General features: G+C 62.8%; 18 protein-coding genes. 14 read left to right on the top strand and 4 right to left on the bottom strand.

Annotation, left to right across the window (positions count from 1 at the left end):
- Nucleotides 1-80 precede the first annotated feature (80 nt).
- The 4 genes from P3T22_RS20660 to ftsB all read left to right on the top strand — a co-directional run bounded on the left by P3T22_RS20660 (nt 81) and on the right by ftsB (nt 4,650).
- A complete protein-coding gene (locus P3T22_RS20660; protein WP_063496620.1) occupies nt 81-1,748 on the top strand; it encodes a CTP synthase in 1,668 nt (555 codons plus the stop codon).
- Complete coding sequence (kdsA, locus tag P3T22_RS20655; protein WP_054038194.1) at nt 1,745-2,599, top strand: 3-deoxy-8-phosphooctulonate synthase; 855 nt, start codon at nt 1,745-1,747, stop codon at nt 2,597-2,599. Before P3T22_RS20660 ends, kdsA begins: the two co-directional genes overlap by 4 nt.
- 228 nt (nt 2,600-2,827) lie before the next feature.
- The gene (gene eno, locus P3T22_RS20650) at nt 2,828-4,111 is read left to right on the top strand and encodes a phosphopyruvate hydratase (protein ID WP_054038196.1); all 1,284 of its coding nucleotides are present in this window, start codon (nt 2,828-2,830) and stop codon (nt 4,109-4,111) included.
- Nucleotides 4,112-4,218: 107 nt separating this feature from the next.
- Nucleotides 4,219-4,650, top strand: a complete 432-nt coding sequence (ftsB, locus tag P3T22_RS20645; RefSeq protein WP_063496619.1) for a cell division protein FtsB — start codon at nt 4,219-4,221, stop codon at nt 4,648-4,650.
- Between the two features lie 177 nt (nt 4,651-4,827).
- Here the strand turns inward: ftsB and P3T22_RS20640 are convergent, their stop codons facing one another.
- The 3 genes from P3T22_RS20640 to P3T22_RS20630 form a co-directional block, all read right to left on the bottom strand.
- Nucleotides 4,828-5,208, bottom strand: a complete 381-nt coding sequence (locus P3T22_RS20640; protein WP_063498000.1) for a hypothetical protein — start codon at nt 5,206-5,208, stop codon at nt 4,828-4,830.
- Nucleotides 5,209-5,395: 187 nt separating this feature from the next.
- Complete coding sequence (gene hslO, locus P3T22_RS20635; RefSeq protein ID WP_063497999.1) at nt 5,396-6,346, bottom strand: Hsp33 family molecular chaperone HslO; 951 nt, start codon at nt 6,344-6,346, stop codon at nt 5,396-5,398.
- A gap of 64 nt (nt 6,347-6,410) precedes the next feature.
- Complete coding sequence (locus P3T22_RS20630) at nt 6,411-6,935, bottom strand: gamma carbonic anhydrase family protein (protein WP_063496618.1); 525 nt, start codon at nt 6,933-6,935, stop codon at nt 6,411-6,413.
- A gap of 290 nt (nt 6,936-7,225) precedes the next feature.
- On the opposite strand from P3T22_RS20630, the gene P3T22_RS20625 reads away from it, so the two are divergent.
- From P3T22_RS20625 to P3T22_RS20580, 10 genes are all read left to right on the top strand, one after another.
- Nucleotides 7,226-8,146 carry a ferritin-like domain-containing protein gene (locus P3T22_RS20625; RefSeq protein WP_429325958.1) on the top strand — a complete coding sequence of 307 codons (921 nt, stop codon included), beginning with the start codon at nt 7,226-7,228 and terminating at the stop codon, nt 8,144-8,146.
- A gap of 84 nt (nt 8,147-8,230) precedes the next feature.
- Nucleotides 8,231-9,115 (top strand): alpha/beta fold hydrolase, encoded by an 885-nt coding sequence (locus P3T22_RS20620; protein ID WP_429325957.1) that lies wholly within the window; start codon nt 8,231-8,233, stop codon nt 9,113-9,115.
- A 103-nt stretch (nt 9,116-9,218) separates the two neighbouring features.
- Nucleotides 9,219-10,049, top strand: coding sequence for a 3',5'-nucleoside bisphosphate phosphatase (locus P3T22_RS20615; RefSeq protein WP_063496616.1), 831 nt, complete (start codon nt 9,219-9,221; stop codon nt 10,047-10,049).
- A gap of 131 nt (nt 10,050-10,180) precedes the next feature.
- Nucleotides 10,181-10,816 (top strand): L-threonylcarbamoyladenylate synthase, encoded by a 636-nt coding sequence (locus P3T22_RS20610; RefSeq protein WP_063496615.1) that lies wholly within the window; start codon nt 10,181-10,183, stop codon nt 10,814-10,816.
- Nucleotides 10,817-10,863: 47 nt separating this feature from the next.
- Complete coding sequence (locus P3T22_RS20605; RefSeq protein WP_063496614.1) at nt 10,864-11,526, top strand: site-2 protease family protein; 663 nt, start codon at nt 10,864-10,866, stop codon at nt 11,524-11,526.
- 6 nt (nt 11,527-11,532) lie between these two features.
- Nucleotides 11,533-12,735, top strand: coding sequence for a tryptophan--tRNA ligase (locus P3T22_RS20600; protein WP_429325956.1), 1,203 nt, complete (start codon nt 11,533-11,535; stop codon nt 12,733-12,735).
- A 24-nt stretch (nt 12,736-12,759) separates the two neighbouring features.
- Entirely contained in the window at nt 12,760-13,371 is a 612-nt protein-coding gene (locus P3T22_RS20595; RefSeq protein WP_063496612.1) for a class I SAM-dependent methyltransferase, read from the top strand.
- A gap of 43 nt (nt 13,372-13,414) precedes the next feature.
- Nucleotides 13,415-14,329, top strand: a complete 915-nt coding sequence (gene dapA, locus P3T22_RS20590; protein ID WP_429325955.1) for a 4-hydroxy-tetrahydrodipicolinate synthase — start codon at nt 13,415-13,417, stop codon at nt 14,327-14,329.
- 129 nt (nt 14,330-14,458) lie between these two features.
- Nucleotides 14,459-15,598: an outer membrane protein assembly factor BamC gene (bamC, locus tag P3T22_RS20585; RefSeq protein ID WP_063496610.1), complete on the top strand. Its 1,140-nt coding sequence runs from the start codon at nt 14,459-14,461 to the stop codon at nt 15,596-15,598.
- Nucleotides 15,599-15,605: 7 nt separating this feature from the next.
- Nucleotides 15,606-16,379, top strand: coding sequence for an MBL fold metallo-hydrolase (locus P3T22_RS20580; protein WP_063496609.1), 774 nt, complete (start codon nt 15,606-15,608; stop codon nt 16,377-16,379).
- 143 nt (nt 16,380-16,522) lie between these two features.
- On the opposite strand, the gene P3T22_RS20575 is transcribed toward P3T22_RS20580, so the two are convergent.
- A complete protein-coding gene (locus tag P3T22_RS20575) occupies nt 16,523-17,221 on the bottom strand; it encodes a Bax inhibitor-1/YccA family protein (protein WP_063496608.1) in 699 nt (232 codons plus the stop codon).
- Nucleotides 17,222-17,422 lie beyond the last annotated feature (201 nt).

Genomic DNA, 17,422 nt, shown 5'->3' with positions numbered 1-17,422 from the left:
TCGTACCGCTGTCGCCAGGATTTTGCTGGGTTGAGACCCTGCTTTACGGTATAATCCGTTTTTCCCGCGAGCATCCAGCGATGACCAAATATGTTTTCGTCACCGGCGGCGTAGTATCTTCCCTCGGCAAGGGTATTGCCGCCGCTTCCCTCGCCGCGATCCTCGAATCGCGCGGTCTTAAAGTCACCCTCCTCAAGCTCGATCCCTACATCAACGTCGACCCCGGCACGATGAGTCCGTTTCAACACGGCGAAGTGTTCGTGACGGAAGACGGAGCGGAGACTGACCTCGACCTTGGCCACTATGAGCGCTTCATCAGCACGAAGATGCGCAAGGCCAATAACTTCACCACGGGCCAGATTTACGAATCGGTGATCCGCAAGGAACGTCGCGGCGATTATCTGGGCAAGACGGTGCAGGTCATCCCGCACATTACCAACGAAATCCAGGCGTTCATCGAACGCGGCGCGGCTTCCGCGACGTGCGGTGAGCCGGATGTCGCCATCGTCGAAGTGGGCGGCACCGTAGGCGACATCGAATCGCTGCCGTTCCTCGAGGCCGCACGTCAGATGAGCCTGCGCATGGGCCGCAACAGCGCGTGCTTCGTGCACCTCACGCTGGTGCCCTGGGTCGCGACCGCAGGCGAGCTGAAAACCAAGCCTACCCAGCACAGCGTGCAGAAGCTGCGTGAAATCGGCATCTCGCCGCACGTGCTGCTGTGCCGCGCCGACCGCCGCATTCCAGACGACGAGCGCGCGAAGATTTCGATGTTCTCGAACGTGCCGGAAGACGCGGTGATTTCCGTGTGGGACGCCGACAGCATCTACAAGATTCCGCAGATGCTGCACGATCAGGGTCTGGACGCGATCATCTGCGAAGAGCTCAAGCTCACGCCGAAGCCGGCCGATCTGTCGATGTGGTCGAATCTCGTCGAAAAACTCGAGCATCCGAAGCACGAAGTCACGATCGGCATGGTCGGCAAGTATGTCGATCTGACCGAGTCGTACAAGTCGCTGATCGAAGCGCTGCGTCATGCGTCGATGCATACGTCGACCAAGGTCAACATCGAATATATCGATTCGGAAGAGGTCGAGACGCAGGGCGTCGAGAGCCTCAAGCATCTGGATGCCGTGCTCGTGCCGGGCGGCTTCGGCCGTCGCGGCACCGAAGGCAAGATCGCCGCGATCCGCTATGCGCGCGAAGCGAAGGTGCCGTATCTCGGCATCTGCCTCGGCATGCAACTGGCCGTGATCGAATTCGCCCGCGACGTGGTCGGCCTGAAAGATGCGAACAGCACCGAGTTCGATCAGGACACCGAGAACCGCGTGGTCGCACTGATCACCGAGTGGTACGACCGTGAAGGCAAGGTCGAGAAGCGCACCGAAGAATCGGATCTGGGCGGCACGATGCGCCTCGGTTCGCAACGTTGCCCGATCAAGCCCGGCACGATGGCCGAAGAGATCTATGGCAAGGATGTGAACGAACGCCATCGTCACCGTTATGAAGTCAATAACCGCTTCGTGCCCCAGCTCGAAGCCGGCGGCCTTATCATCAGCGCCCGTACCCCGAGTGAGGACCTGCCGGAAATGATGGAATTGCCGCGCAGCATGCACCCGTGGTTCGTCGGCGTGCAGTTCCACCCGGAATTCACGTCCACGCCGCGTGACGGCCATCCGCTGTTCACGTCGTTCGTCGAGGCGGCGCTCGCCCATCATGAGCAGCTATCGGGTGTTGAGGAGAAAGCATGAAACTGGGCGATTTCGAAATCGGGCTCGACAAGCCTTTTTTCCTGATCGCGGGCACCTGTGTCGTCGAATCGGAACAGATGACCATCGACACGGCAGGCCGGCTGAAGGAAATTTGTGCGAAGCTGAACATTCCGTTCATCTACAAATCGTCGTACGACAAGGCTAACCGCAGCAGCGGCAAGTCGTTCCGCGGTCTGGGCATGGACGAAGGTTTGCGCATTCTGTCGGAAGTGAAGCGTCAGCTCGGTTTGCCGGTGCTGACCGATGTCCACGCCGAGCACGAGATCGAGCAGGTTGCGTCGGTGGTCGACGTCCTGCAAACGCCTGCTTTCCTGTGCCGTCAAACCGACTTCATCCACGCTTGCGCGCGCTCGGGCAAACCGGTCAACATCAAGAAAGGCCAGTTTCTCGCCCCGCACGACATGAAGAACGTGATCGACAAGGCGCGTGATGCGGCGCGTGAAGCCGGTCTTTCGGAAGACCGCTTCATGGCGTGCGAACGAGGTGTGTCGTTCGGCTATAACAACCTCGTGTCGGACATGCGTTCGCTTGCAATCATGCGCGAAACCAATGCGCCGGTCGTGTTCGACGCCACCCACTCGGTGCAGTTGCCGGGCGGGCAGGGCACGAGCTCGGGCGGTCAGCGCGAATTCGTGCCGGTGCTGGCGCGCGCCGCGGTTGCCGTCGGCGTGTCGGGTCTCTTCATGGAAACCCATCCGAAACCTTCGGAAGCCAAGTCGGACGGCCCGAACGCGGTGCCGTTGCATCGCATGGCCGATCTGCTCGAAACGCTAGTTACGCTCGATCAGGCCGTCAAGCGCGCGCCGTTCCTCGAAAGCGATTTCAACTGATTCAGGCATTCGCGGCGTGTCACGCCTCGTCCGCATAATCGGCTCAGTCGGTAGCATCGGCACGCGGCGAATGCACGCAATGGTCGTCGAAAGCATCGGGGTGCGTAGTGTGCTGGGGAGACCGGTGCTCTGCATGGGACCGGAGCAAGCGCTAAAGCGCTAACTCCGGATCGACCCGGCCGGTGCAGTTTCACAGTAAAGAATTCAACGTCATTTCTTGAGGAAACCATGAGTGCTATCGTAGATATCATCGGTCGAGAGATTCTCGATTCGCGAGGCAACCCCACCGTCGAATGCGACGTGCTGCTCGAGTCGGGCACGATGGGCCGCGCTGCGGTGCCGTCGGGTGCGTCGACGGGTTCGCGCGAAGCGATCGAACTGCGCGACGGCGAAGCCGGCCGTTACGGCGGCAAGGGCGTGCTGAAGGCTGTCGAGCACATCAACACTGAAATCTCCGAAGCGATCATGGGCCTCGACGCTTCCGAGCAGGCTTTCCTCGACAAGACCCTGCTGGAACTCGACGGCACGGACAACAAGTCGCGCCTCGGCGCGAACGCGATGCTGGCCGTTTCGATGGCTGTCGCGAAGGCCGCCGCTGAAGAAGCCGGCCTGCCGCTGTACCGCTACTTCGGTGGCTCGGGCGCGATGCAACTGCCGGTGCCGATGATGAACATCGTCAACGGCGGCGCGCACGCGAACAACAGCCTGGACATCCAGGAATTCATGATCGTGCCGGTCAGCCAGCCGACCTTCCGCGAAGCACTGCGCTGCGGCGCCGAAGTGTTCCACGCGCTGAAGAAGATCCTGTCGGACCGTGGCATGAGCACGGCCGTGGGCGACGAAGGCGGCTTCGCGCCGAACTTCGGCAGCAACGACGAATGCCTGTCGACCATCCTGCAAGCCATCGAAAAGGCTGGCTACCGCGCCGGTGAAGACGTGCTGCTCGCGCTCGACTGCGCAGCAAGCGAGTTCTACCACGACGGCAAGTACCAGTTGGCTGGCGAAGGCCTGCAACTATCGTCGACCGAGTTTGCCGACTACCTGGCGAACCTGGCTGACAAGTTCCCGATCGTCTCGATCGAAGACGGCATGCACGAAAGCGACTGGGCCGGCTGGAAGATCCTCACCGACAAGCTCGGCAAGAAGGTCCAACTGGTGGGCGACGATCTGTTCGTCACCAACACGCGCATCCTGAAGGAAGGCATCGAGAAGGGCATTGCCAACTCGATCCTGATCAAGATCAACCAGATCGGTACGCTCACGGAAACCTTCGCGGCGATCGAAATGGCGAAGCGCGCCGGCTACACGGCTGTGATCTCGCACCGCTCGGGTGAAACCGAAGATTCGACGATTGCGGATATCGCAGTCGGCCTGAACGCCGGTCAGATCAAGACGGGTTCGCTGTCGCGTTCGGACCGCATCTCGAAGTACAACCAGTTGCTGCGCATCGAAGAAGACCTCGGCGATATCGCCAGCTACCCGGGCAAGTCGGCGTTCTACAATCTGCGCTAATGGCTTGTTTGCTAGCGCCGACCGATGAGCCGGTTATCCTTCGTTTTTGATTGACCCCGCCGCCCTGCGTATAGCGCAGGGCGGCGTGTATTTATTGTGCTTACTTCATGCGGCTCGTTACTGCTGTCCTGATCGTTCTGCTGGCGCTGATCCAGTACCCGCTCTGGTGGGGGCACGGCGGCTGGTTACGCGTGCATGAGTTGCAGCAGCAGCTGGCGCAGCAACTGCAGAAGAACACTGATTCGAAGCTGCGTAACGAGCGGATCCAGGGCGAAGTCCAGGATTTGCAGAGCGGCACGGCAGCCGTGGAAGAGCGTGCGCGTTACGAAATGGGCATGGTGAAAGACGGCGAAGTTTTCGTACAGTTCGTCTCGCCGAATGCGCCGTTGCCGACCGCGAACACGCCTTCGGTCACCACGTCTACGCGCGGTGAGGTGTCGGCGGCGCCGCTGCATGTGGTGCCGAATCCGGAGTCGCGCGCGAAGCCGGATCGCAAGCATGGCGGGAAGGCGGCGAAAGACAAGAAGCCCACGCACTGAGTTAAATCAGGCGGTTTGAGCGCGCGGACGAACGCGAAACCAGCCGCGGGAACGAACGTAAAAGTGCTCAGGAAGACGAAAAAGGCGCGGTGAAAACCGCGCCTCTTTCGTTGGGCTTGCGATGCGTGCATCTCTGCCGAACCGCTATGCCGATTGTCCGGGAGCGCTTGTTTCGGCTTACCAGCCCCAGTACGGTGAGTAGCCTACGCCAACACCCGTACCCCAGCCGTGCCCCCAACCGCCACCGTAATAACTGCCGTACACGCTGACAGGCGGCGAGTAATAACGTGAATACGCCTGAGCGGCGTTTTCCGCGGCAATGGCCTGGTTCTGATCGGACAGCACCTGACGGTCGATCGCATCATAGCGTTCGCGTTCTTCCGGCGTGAGCGGCCGGGCGGTGCTGGCCATGCCGGACTGGTCGGCCGGCAGGCGGCTATAAATCGGCGATGGGCCCGGCGGGTCCATTACGCAGCCCGTAAGCGCAGCGCTGCTCGCGACGACGGTCAGCACGGCGAACGAGCGCATGCAATGCTTTAGCGAAGTAGGGATGTTCATTTTGATCTCCATCGGTCGGATCCCTAAGCAAACCATGCGCAGCGCGCACCGCCCACGATCCAACGCAACGATCGACGATAACGCGTCGCCCGAGCCCTGGTAAAGCAGCAGGCGACGCGTCATTTTACTGCCGCAACACCAGGCGTAACGGGCCGCCGGGGGGCGCTAGGGCCGCCGCCTGGCCGTTTCAGTGTCGCTGGTCGGCCGCTGGCGTCACTGCTTGTGAGAGCGCATTGGCGACAAAAAGTTGCGCCACGTCGACCGGATCGAATTCGTACCGTTGGTTACAAAATTCGCAATGAATCTCGACGTGACCGCGCTCTTCGATCACACCGTCCACTTCCTCCCGGCCCAGCATCTTCAGCATGGCGCCGACTTTTTCGCGCGAACAGCTGCATTCGAAGCGCGTCGTGGCCGGTTCGAAATGCTGCACGTTCTCCTGCCAGAACAGACGGCGGAAAATCGTGGCCGGTTCTTCCTTCAGCAACTCGTCTTGCGACATCGTGCCGCCCAGCGTGCAGACGCGCTCCCACGTGTCCGCATCCAGAGCGCCCGGGTGCGGGACAATGCCGCCGTCGCCCGGCAGCTTTTGCAGCAGCATGCCGACTGCGCGTTCGGTGTTCGCCGCGAGCCACAGGCGCGTGTCGAGCTGCTCCGAGTGGTGCATGTAGTGCTCGAGCACTTCGGACATCGACTTGAGCGGGCCGTCCACACCCGACAGCGGCACGATACTTTGATACGGTTGCTGGCCGGGCTGCTTGTCGCGCGGGTCGAGCGTGATCACGCAACGGCCATGGCCGCTCGCGTTGACCAGGTCGATCATGGTCGTGTCGTCGCCGATCGTATTGCCCGCTTCGCCGGAGAGCTTGGCGGTGGCGCGCATCGACAGGTCGGAGCTGCACTGCACCACCAGCATCTTGGCCGGGCCGTCCCCGAAAATCTGCATGACGAGCGTGCCGTCGAACTTGAGGTTCGCCGAAAGCAGCGCGCACGCGGCCATCATCTCGCCCAGAATCGTCCGCACGGGCGCCGGATAGTCCCGGCGCGTCAGCACTTCCTGCCACGTATTGCGCAGCGAAACGATCTCGCCGCGCACCGGCGCCGCGCTGAACATGAATTTTTGCAACTGGTCGCTCACAACTTTTCCTCGGTCGAATGACGCAGCCTGATGCTGCGCCGTGCGCGCCGCACGCGCCGGCTGATTAGCCGATGCGCACGAGCTGCGCCTTGAAATATTCGCGGCGCTCGGCATAGCTTGCCGTGCCGCGCTGCATATTGGCGATATCCGTCCCGGTCAGTTCGCGCACCACTTTGGCGGGCGCGCCGAGAATCAGCGAATTGTCGGGAAACACTTTGCCTTCAGTGACGATGGCGCCCGCTCCGACCAGACAGTTGCGGCCGATTACCGCACCATTCAAGACCACGGCCTGAATTCCGATCAGCGAACCCTCTTTGATCGTGCAGCCGTGCAGCATGACCTGGTGGCCGATCGTCACATTCGGCTCAATCGTCAGCGGGAAGCCCGGGTCGGTGTGCAGCACCGCGTTTTCCTGCACATTGCTGCCCGCGCCGAGGGTGATCGGCTCGTTGTCGCCGCGAAGCGTCGCGCCGAACCAGACGCTCGAATTTTCCTCGAGCGTCACATTGCCGATAATGTTCGCCGAATCCGCGACGAACACGCTTTCATGGATGGTCGGGGCGGCTTCGCCAAGCTTATAAATTGTCACGGTGTCTCCTCTTGATCGGTCGCTATGCGCTGCGCTGGCCGGCTGGGGCGGTAAGACGGCTTGCAGATCGGGCTGTAAAGCGGGGCCGCAAAACGCCTGAAGACAGCCTGATGGCCGCGATTGCCCTGCCGGCCCCGCGCAATAGGCACACGAGATGGTCGAATCTAGTATTGTAAACGGTTGTGTGGTTAGGCCGCTTGCCGGTGCCGCAAGCTGTCCGGCGCGCAGCCTTGGCGAACGCCGCGCCTTCCGTCTTGCCTCTTGCCTTGCCCATTGCCAATCTGGTTGCCATGAATTCCGCTGCTCCGTCTATTTCGTCCGCTGCGCCGGTATCGAATCCTGAGAATTGTTCGAATCGCGCGAATTGCGGGCGCACCGCGGCGCTGGCCGCATTGCGCGAAGCCGACCCGGCAGGCAAGGCAGCCGCGGTCCGCGAGTTGTATGCCGCGGTGCTCGACGGCAGCCTTGCATGCCATGCAGACCTCGAACTCGCCGAGCCGGCAGACCTGCCGGGCCGTCCCGCGCGCCCGGAACTGGTCGATCCGCGCAAACTGAAGCGCCGCAGCATGCAATCGCCCGAAGGGCGAGCCGTTTTGCTGCATGCGCTTGCGCACATCGAATTCAACGCCATCAATCTCGCGCTCGACGCCGTCTGGCGTTTTGCCGGCATGCCCGTCGCGTTCTACACCGACTGGCTCAAAGTTGCCGCCGAAGAGGCACATCATTTCTCGCTGCTCGTGGCGCGGCTTGCGGAATTCGGCCATGCCTATGGCGATTTTCCCGCACACGACGGCCTCTGGGACATGTGCGAGCGCACCCGTGCCGACGTGCTGGCGCGTATGGCGCTGGTGCCGCGCACGCTCGAAGCGCGCGGCCTCGACGCCTCGCCGCCAATCCGGGCCCGCCTGCAGCAGGCGGGCGACCAGGCATCCGCCGCGATTCTCGACGTGATCCTGCGCGACGAAATCGGTCATGTGCTGATCGGCAACCGCTGGTTCCGCCATCTGTGCGACGAAATCGGCCTCGATCCGCACGCGACCTATGCGCGCCTCGCCGACCAGTATCACGCACCGAAATTACGCGGTCCGTTCAATTTCGAAGCGCGCCGCGATGCCGGTTTCGACGAAACCGAACTGGCCGCGCTGGTCTCACTCGCCGGCCTCGAAGCCGAGCAGCCGGCCCGGCCGGCCGCTCCGACCCTGAGTGACTGAAGCCTTTTTCCATAGCCAGATCCCACGCATCGCCCGGCTATCTCGTTATAATCGAACGACCATTCTTTTTTGGGCGCGCCGTTCATGAATACCTCCAGGTCTGAATTCATCGCCGTGCGCGGCATCCGTCTGCACGTGCGGCGCTGGGGCAATCCGGACGCGCCGATGCTGTTCATGCTGCACGGCTGGATGGACGTGGCGGCGTCGTTCCAGTTCGTCGTCGACGCATTGGGCGGCGATTGGCAGGTGATTGCCCCCGACGTGCGCGGCTTTGGCCTGTCGGACTGGCCGGTCGCCGAGCACGGCGGCGGCGACTACTGGATGCACGACTACCTCGCCGATCTCGACGCGCTGCTTGACCACTACGCGCCGGCCGGCGAAGTCAATCTGGTCGGCCACAGCATGGGCGCGAACATCGTCTGCCTGTATGCGGGCGTGCGGCCGGAGCGGGTGCGGCGCGTGGTCGATCTGGAAGGCTTCGGTCTCGCGCCGGCGCACTCGGCGCAAGCGCCCAAGCGTTTGCGCACTTGGCTCGACGAGTTGCGTGAGCCGCCGCAGTTGAGGCGCTACGCTTCGCTGGACGACGTCGCGGGACGCCTGATCAAGACCAATCCGCGACTCGCTCCGCAGCGCGCGCAGTTCCTCGCACAGCATTGGTCCAGGCCGGACGGAGAAGGGCGCTTCATGCTACTCGCCGATCCGGCGCACAAACGGCGCGGGCCGACGCTGTACCGCCTCGACGAAGTGATGGCCGTGTGGAGCAAGGTCACCGCCAAAGTGCTGCACGTCGAGGCTGCTAACTCGCCCACGCTCGCCCACATCGCCCGCGAGATTCCGCTCGACGAATTCAAGGCGCGTTTCCAGGCTTTTCCGAACTGGCGTGAGAAAATCATCGACGAAGCGGGGCACATGGTGCATCACGACCAGCCGGAGCAGGTGGCCGCGCTGATCGAGGGCTTTTGCGCCTGAACCTTGCAAAAAGGTTTCGATGCAAGGTCCGCTATCGCGAGATAGCTCTGCGGGCACTTACTGCGTTGCAGTAAAATGAGTGCAGAACCTTCTCAAGACAAAGATGAACGCTGACCTCCACTGTCATTCCACCGTTTCTGACGGCCAGTTCGCGCCGGCCGATGTTGCGCGCCGTGCGCATGCGGGCGGCGTGACGCTGTGGGCGTTGACCGATCACGACGAACTGGGCGGCCAGCACGAAGCGCGCAGCACCGCAGAGGCGCTCGGCATGGGCTACGTCAGCGGCGTGGAGATCTCGGTGACATGGGCTTCGCGCACGGTGCACATCGTCGGTCTCGGCGTCGACCCGACGAGCGCTACGTTGATCGATGGCCTCGCGCGCACCCGCAACGGCCGCGCGGCGCGCGCCGAAGCAATCGGCGAACAGTTAGCCACGCTCGGCATTCCCAACGCCTACCAAGGCGCCCTGAAATACGTCTCGAACCCGGACATGATTTCGCGCACGCACTTCGCGCGCTTCATGGTCGAAAACGGCTACGCGAGCTCGACGCAAGACGTGTTCAACCGCTATCTCGGCGACGGCAAGCCCGGCTACGTGTCGCATCGCTGGGCGAAACTGGCGGACGCGGTTGGCTGGATTCAGGCGGCCGGCGGCGAGGCGATCATCGCGCACCCGGGTCGCTATGCGTACTCGCCGGTCGAATTCGATGCGTTTTTCGCTGAATTCATCGACCTTGGCGGCAAGGCGATCGAGGTGGTGACGGGTAGCCATACGCCGGATCAGTACCGCGAATACGCGGACGTCGCGCGCCGCTTCGGCTTTGAAGCCTCACGGGGTTCCGACTTCCATGCACCCGGCGAGGGCCGCATCGATCTCGGCACGCTGCCGCCGCTACCTTCCGATCTCAAGCCCGTCTGGGAACGCTGGCTGTGATCGCGCGCCGTGCCGCGGCGGCACGATCTGCGCGAACGTCCTTGTCCGAAGGGCGTGCGCTCGCCCGATCCTCCGCCCGACTTTCCATTCGAGTTTTCGTGCACCGTCACCCGTAGCCACTGTTAGCCAAAATGTCCCAATACTTTCGGCTTCACCCGGATAATCCGCAGCCGCGCCTCGTCAAGCAGGCCGTGCAGATCATCAATGACGGCGGCGTCGTCGCGCTGCCGACGGATTCCAGCTACGCGCTGGCCTGCCATCTCGACGACAAGGACGCGGTCGAGCGCTTGCGGCGGATTCGCGGGCTCGACGAGAAGGCCCTGCTGTCGCTGCTGGTGCGCGATCTGTCGGAGCTGGCGAACTTCGCGATGGTCGATAACCGACAGTACCGTCTGATCAAGTCGGTCACGCCGGGTCCTTATGTTTTCGTATTGCAGGCCACCAAGGAAGTGCCTCGGCGCCTCTCGCACCCGTCGCGCAAGACGATCGGCCTGCGGGTGCCGGATCACGTCATCACGCTGGCGATTCTCGAAGAGCTCGGCCAGCCGCTGCTCGGCTCCACGCTGATCATGCCGGGCGAAACCCAGCCGCTGAACGACCCGGAAGAAATCCGCGAGCGGCTCGAGAAGCAGTTGGACCTGGTGATCGACAGCGGCCCATGTGTGTGCGAGCCGTCCACCGTGATCGATTTGAGCGGTGCCGAGCCGGTACTGGTGCGGGCAGGGCGCGGTTCTCTCGCGCCATTCGGTCTCGAAGAGACGGCATGAGCGAAAGCGGACAGACGCACGCAATCGCGTTGTTACAATAGCGAGTTATGGATTCTTCCCTGATACAGACCGTTGCGGTTTACGCGTTGCCGGTGATCTTCGCGATTACGCTGCATGAAGCCGCGCACGGCTACGTTGCTCGCTGGCTCGGCGACAATACCGCGTACGTGCTCGGCCGCGTCTCCATCAATCCGATGCGGCATATCGATCCGCTCGGCACGATCGCGATTCCCTTGCTGTTGTACTTCGCCACTAGCGGCGCGTTCATGTTCGGGTACGCGAAGCCCGTGCCGGTCGCTTTCGGCAATCTGCGCGATCCGCGTTGGGGCAGCCTGTGGGTCGCGGCCGCCGGGCCGGCCTGCAATTTCGTGCAGGCGCTGGTGTGGGGCCTGATCGGCGTCGCGCTCGCGGTACTGGGCGTCGACGAACCTTTCTTCACACGCATGGCGGCCGCCGGCGTCGGCGTGAACCTCGTGCTCGGCGTGCTCAACCTGTTTCCGCTGCCCCCGCTCGACGGCGGCCGCGTGCTGATGGCGCTGTTGCCGCCGCGGCAGTCAATCGCGCTGTCGCGCCTCGAGCCGTACGGCTTTTTCATCGTGATGGCGCTGGTCATGACGGGCACGCTCACGCGCTATTGGCTTAGCCCGCTCGTGACGCTCGGCTACGGTGCGATTACCGCCATTCTGACTCCACTTGTTTCGCTTTTCTAAATAACCATGTTCCCAGACCGTATCTTCTCCGGCATGCGGCCCACCGGGTCGCTGCACCTCGGCCACTATCACGGCGTGCTGAAAAACTGGGTGCGGCTGCAGTCCGAATACCCGTGTTTCTTTTGCGTGGTCGATTGGCACGCGCTGACGACGCACTACGAAACACCCGAAGTGATCGAAAAGAACGTGTGGGACGTGCTGATCGACTGGCTCGCTTCGGGCATCGATCCGGCGCAGGCTACGCTCTTCATCCAGAGCAAGGTGCCCGAGCATGCGGAACTGGCGTTGCTGCTCGGCATGAGCACGCCGCTCGGCTGGCTCGAACGCGTGCCGACCTACAAGGAGCAGCAGGAGAAGCTGAAGGACAAGGATCTGTCCACCTACGGCTTCCTCGGCTATCCGGTGCTGATGGCGGCGGACATTCTGCTGTACCGCGGCTCGCTCGTGCCGGTTGGCGAAGACCAGGTGCCGCACGTCGAAATGACCCGTGAAATCGCGCGCCGCTTCAACTACCTGTACGGCCGCGAACCGGGCTTCGAAGAGAAGGCGAACGAAGCCGCGAAGAAGCTGGGCGGCAAGCGCGCCAAGCTTTATCACGAGCTGCGCAACGCCTATCAGCAGGAAGGCGACGACGAAGCGCTCGAACAGGCGCGGGCGATGTTGCAGGAATCGCAGAGCCTGTCGATGAGCGATCGCGAGCGTCTGTTCGGCTACCTCGAAGGTTCGCGCAAGATCATTCTGGTCGAACCGCAGGCCATGCTGACGGAAGCGTCGCGCATGCCGGGTCTGGACGGCCAGAAGATGTCGAAGTCGTACGGCAACACGATCGGCCTGCGCGAAGATGCGGAAACGATCACGAAGAAGGTCCGCACCATGCCGACCGATCCGGCCCGCGTGCGCCGCACCGATCCGGGCGATCCGGACAAGTGCCCGGTGTGGCAGCTGCACCAGGTCTACACGGACGAAGCCACGCACGAGTGGGTGCAGAAGGGCTGTCGAAGCGCGGGTATCGGTTGCCTCGAGTGCAAGCAGCCGGTGATCGAAGGCATTCTGCGCGAGCAGCAGCCGATGCTCGAGCGCGCGCAGAAGTACATGGACGATCCGTCGCTGTTGCGCGCGATCGTCGCCGACGGCTGCGACAAAGCCCGCAAGTACGCCACGGAAACGATGCGTGAAGTCCGCGAGGCGATGGGCCTGTCATACAACTGATAACTGATCGTCTGCGCTGACGCGATGAGCACTCCCGTTGCCTTGCCGGACGGTTCCTCGCACGGAATCGGCGAACCGTCGCGCTGGGTGCGCCAATGGGCGCATCTGGTCGCGGCGGGCGGCGCGGTGCTCGACGTCGCGTCGGGCGCAGGGCGGCACGCCCGGTTCTTTGCGTCGCGGGGTCATCCGGTGACCGCGCTCGACCGCGATGCGGCCGCGCTAGACTTCATGCGCGACGAGCCGCTCATTACTACGCTTGCGGCTGACATCGAAGGCGCCGCATGGCCCTTGCCCGCCGACGCAGAATTTGCTGCGATCGTGGTGACGAATTACCTGCACCGGCCGCTGTTTCCGCAGCTGTTGCGCTCGCTCGCGCCCGGCGGCGTACTGGTTTACGAGACCTTCGCGCAAGGCAACGAAAGCGTCGGCAAACCGTCTAATCCGGCGTTTTTGCTCGCGCCCGGCGAGCTGCTCGACGTGGTGCGCGGCCACCTTCGTGTGGTCGCATTTCAAGACGGATTTCTCGCGCAGCCGCGCCCGGCTTACGTCCAGCGGATATGCGCAATTATGGAGGCGGATCGCTCAGCCGAGCGCGCAGAGGCGGGACTTCCGCCTTGTTACGAGTTGGCTGGTTAATCCGCTACAATCGCGGTTTACCTGATCAAATTCATGGCGTTTCATGACTAACGGCAATCAAAGCAGCACTGGCGGCGTTCAGATTCGCGGCAGCATCCCTGCCATCATTACTCCGATGCTCGAAGACGGCGGCCTCGATCTGCCGGCGTTTCGCAAACTGATCGACTGGCATATCGCAGAGGGCACGAACGCACTGGTCGTGGTCGGCACGAGCGGCGAGTCGGCCACGCTGTCGGTCGAGGAGCACGTGCTGATGGTCAAAACCGCAGTCGAGCACACGGCGGGCCGGATTCCGGTGATCGCGGGCTCGGGCGGCAATTCCACCACTGAAGCCATCGAGCTCACGCAGCAGGCGAAAGACGTCGGCGCGGACGCCACGCTGCAGGTCGTGCCGTACTACAACAAGCCGACCCAGGAAGGCATCTATCGCCACTTCGCGAAGATCGCCGAAACCGTCGATCTGCCGGTGATCCTGTACAACGTGCCGGGCCGTACGGTCGCGGACATGAGCAACGAAACGATTCTGCGCTGCGCGCAGGTGCCGGGCATCATTGGTGTGAAGGAAGCGACGGGCAACATCGATCGCGCCGCGCATCTGATCAAGTCGGCGCCCGCGCATTTCGGCATCTACAGCGGTGACGATCCCACGGCGATCGCGCTGATGCTGCTTGGCGGCCACGGTAATATTTCGGTCACCGCGAACGTCGCGCCGCGCGCGATGAGCGATCTGTGCAAAGCCGCGCTTGCCGCAGACGCGAAGACCGCCCGCGAAATTCATTTGAAACTCCTGTCGCTGCATAAGAACCTGTTCATCGAGTCGAATCCGATTCCGGCGAAATGGGCGTTGCAGCAACTGGGTCGTGTGCAGGGCGGAATCCGCCTGCCGCTCACGCCGCTCGACGCGCAATACCACGAAGTGGTGCGTGCCGCGCTGCGCGAAGCGGGTCTGCTGGGCTAAGCGGGCTCGACCCGGCACCCCCAGCGTCAACGAAAGCCTGTCACCGGCACTCCCTTAACCGACGTCGATCCAGCCCACGTTCCCGGCACACAGAACCAGGCACCGCGTTTTAGCATCACGAAGGACCTCATGAAACGTTCCGCACTTTCCCTCCACGCAACCCGCATGGCGGCGCTGGCGCTTGCCCTGGTAACGCTCGCCGGCTGTGACACGCTGAACGACTGGTTCGCCTCCGACCGCGTCAACTACAAGGGCGCGGGCAGCGCACCGGCGCTCGCTGTTCCGGGCGATCTGAGCACGACGCCGACCGATCAACGCTACGTGGCGCCGCCGGCCAATCTGGCGCTGGGCGGCGCGCAGCAACGCGCGGTCACGGCAGCAGGCAATTCCACCGAAGGCCAGCCGAATGCGCAAGACCCGCTGGGCATGCACATCGAGCGTGACGGCGATCGTCGCTGGCTGGTAGTCGACGGCCGCACGCCGGAACAACTGTGGCCGCAGTTGCAGGAGTTCTGGCAGGAGAACGGTTTCGCCCTGAAAACCGATGCACCGGCTACCGGCATCATGACCACCGACTGGGCTGAAAACCGCGCCAATATCCCGGACGACTGGTTCCGCCGCACGGTCGGCAAGGTGATCGACTTCGCCTACTCGTCAGGCACCCGTGACAGCTTCCGCACGCTCGTGTCGCGCGGCCCGGCTGACACCACGGACATTTCGATCACGCATAGCGCGATGGAAGAAATGCTGACGGGTCAGGACAAGACGTCTTCGCGTTGGGAAGAGCGTCCGCGTGATCCGGCTCTGGAAGCACTGTTCCTGACCAAGCTGATGCAGAAGTTCGGCCTGACCGAAGCGCAGTCGAAGCAACTCCTGACCGATGCCCGCCCGGCCACCGCGCCGGCAACGATCGACCAGAGTGCAGGCGCATCGACGCTCGACCTGCAGGAGTCGTTCGACCGCGCATGGCTGCGCGTGGGTCTCGCGCTCGACCGCACGAACTTTACCGTCGACAACCGCGATCGCGCGAAAGGTATTTACTACGTGCGTTACGCAGACTCGATGCAGGAGCTGAAGAAGGAAGGGCTCTTCGGCAAGCTGTTCTACAGTGGCAATTCGTCGAAGAAGCCGGGTCAGGAATTCCTCGTCAATGTGCGTTCGAAGGGCGACACCGTGACGCAGGTAGCGGTGGTGGATGCGAACGGGCAGGTGGATAACTCGTCCGACGCGCAGCGCATCGTGACGTTGCTGCACGCACAACTGAACTAAGCGGGCTGTGCGCTTCGCCAGTCTCGGCAGCGGCAGTGAAGGCAATGCCTTGCTGGTGGAAGCGCAAAGCGGCGCGACCACCACGCGCGTTCTGCTTGATTGCGGCTTTTCGGCCAAGGAAGTCGAGCGGCGTCTGACGCGGCTCGGCGCGGGCGTCGAGGGTCTCGACGCCATTCTGATTACACATGAACATAGCGACCACATCGGCAGCGCGCTGACGCTGGCGCGCAAGTGGTCGATTCCGTTGTACATGAGCTGGGGCACCGCCCGCGCGGTAGGTGCCGACGAAGCCGATGTCGACCTGCAAGTACTGTGGGGCGACGAAGCGGTGGCGATCGGCGACCTGAGCATCCTCCCTTACACCGTTCCTCACGACGCCCGCGAGCCGCTGCAATACGTGCTCTCCAATGGTGCGAGCCGGCTTGGCGTGCTGACCGACGTCGGCACTTCCACGCCGCACATCAGCGCGGTGCTGAGCGGCTGCGACGCGCTGGTGCTCGAGTGCAATCACGATGTGCGGATGCTGGCGGGCAGTCGGTATCCCCAATCGCTGAAGGCGCGCATCGGCGGCAATCATGGGCATCTGAACAACGAGGCGGCGGCCGAAATCCTCGCCTCGCTCGACCGCTCGCGCTTGCGGCATCTGGTGGCCGCACATCTGAGCCAGCAGAACAACTCGCCGGAACTGGCGCAGGCTGCCATGGCGGGTGTGCTGGGTGCGGCGCCGACCGAAGTGGTGGTCGCTTCCCAGGATGAAGGCTTCCCCTGGCTGAGCTTGTGATCCGTCTCTGATTACCGGGCATCGCCGTGCTCGGCGATTCACTGTTGACACGCCGGCAATGCAATGAAAGAAGCCCATGACGATTGCTCGCCATGGGCTTTTTCTTCAAGGCCGGCGTTTTGGCGCCGCGCCTTGCATCAGACTTAGTTGCGGTTGCCGCCGAAGATGCCGAGCAGCGCGAGCAGGTTGACGAACACGTTGTACAGGTCCAGGTAGATCGCGAGGGTGGCAGTGATGTAATTCGTTTCACCGCCGTTCACGACGCGCTGCACGTCGAACAGCATGTAGGCCGAGAAGATCGCGATTGCCAGCACCGACACCGTCAGCATCAACGCCGGCAGATGCAGGAACACGTTCGCGACCGAAGCCAGCAGCAGCACGACCACGCCCATGAACAGCCACTTGCCGAGACCCGAGAAGTCACGCTTGCTGACCGTGGCGATCGTTGCCATGGACGCGAAGATCACACCAGTGCCACCAAAGGCGAGCATGATCAGCGACGGGCCGTTCGAAAAACCGAGCACGAAGCTCAGGATGCGCGACAGCATCAGGCCCATGAAGAACGTGAAACCGAGCAGCACGAACACGCCGATGGCGCTGTCTTTGGTTTTCTGGATGGCGAACATGAAGCCGAAGGCGATCGCGAAGAACGCCAGCATGCTCATGCCGGGGCTGGTGGCGGCGAACAGCGAGAAACCGGTGGCTACGCCTACCCAGGCGCCGAGCACTGTCGGAATCATGGACAGCGCGAGCAGCCAGTAGGTGTTCCGTAGTACGCGGTTGCGTGTTTCGACCGTGCTGACCGCGCCATTGCGGCCAAAGCTATACGGATGATCGTTCATGGTCTCTCCTTACCTCAGAAGCGTGTTGCGTAATGGTTGTGTGGCGGGCTATGTAGCGGGCTATGTAGCGGGTTGTGCAGCAGATTGTGCGTCGGGTAGTGCGGCGCCGGCCGGGATGCTTGCCGCCAGTCGCAGGGTGTTCATTCCTAAGATTGGCGCGGTGGCAGGGAGTTTCAATACCCCGAAAATGTCCACACGGCC

The organism is Paraburkholderia sp. GAS348, from assembly GCF_050434205.1.
In the GTDB taxonomy this organism is placed as follows: Bacteria; Pseudomonadota; Gammaproteobacteria; order Burkholderiales; family Burkholderiaceae; genus Paraburkholderia.
This window is presented reverse-complemented; position numbering and strand designations above follow the sequence as displayed.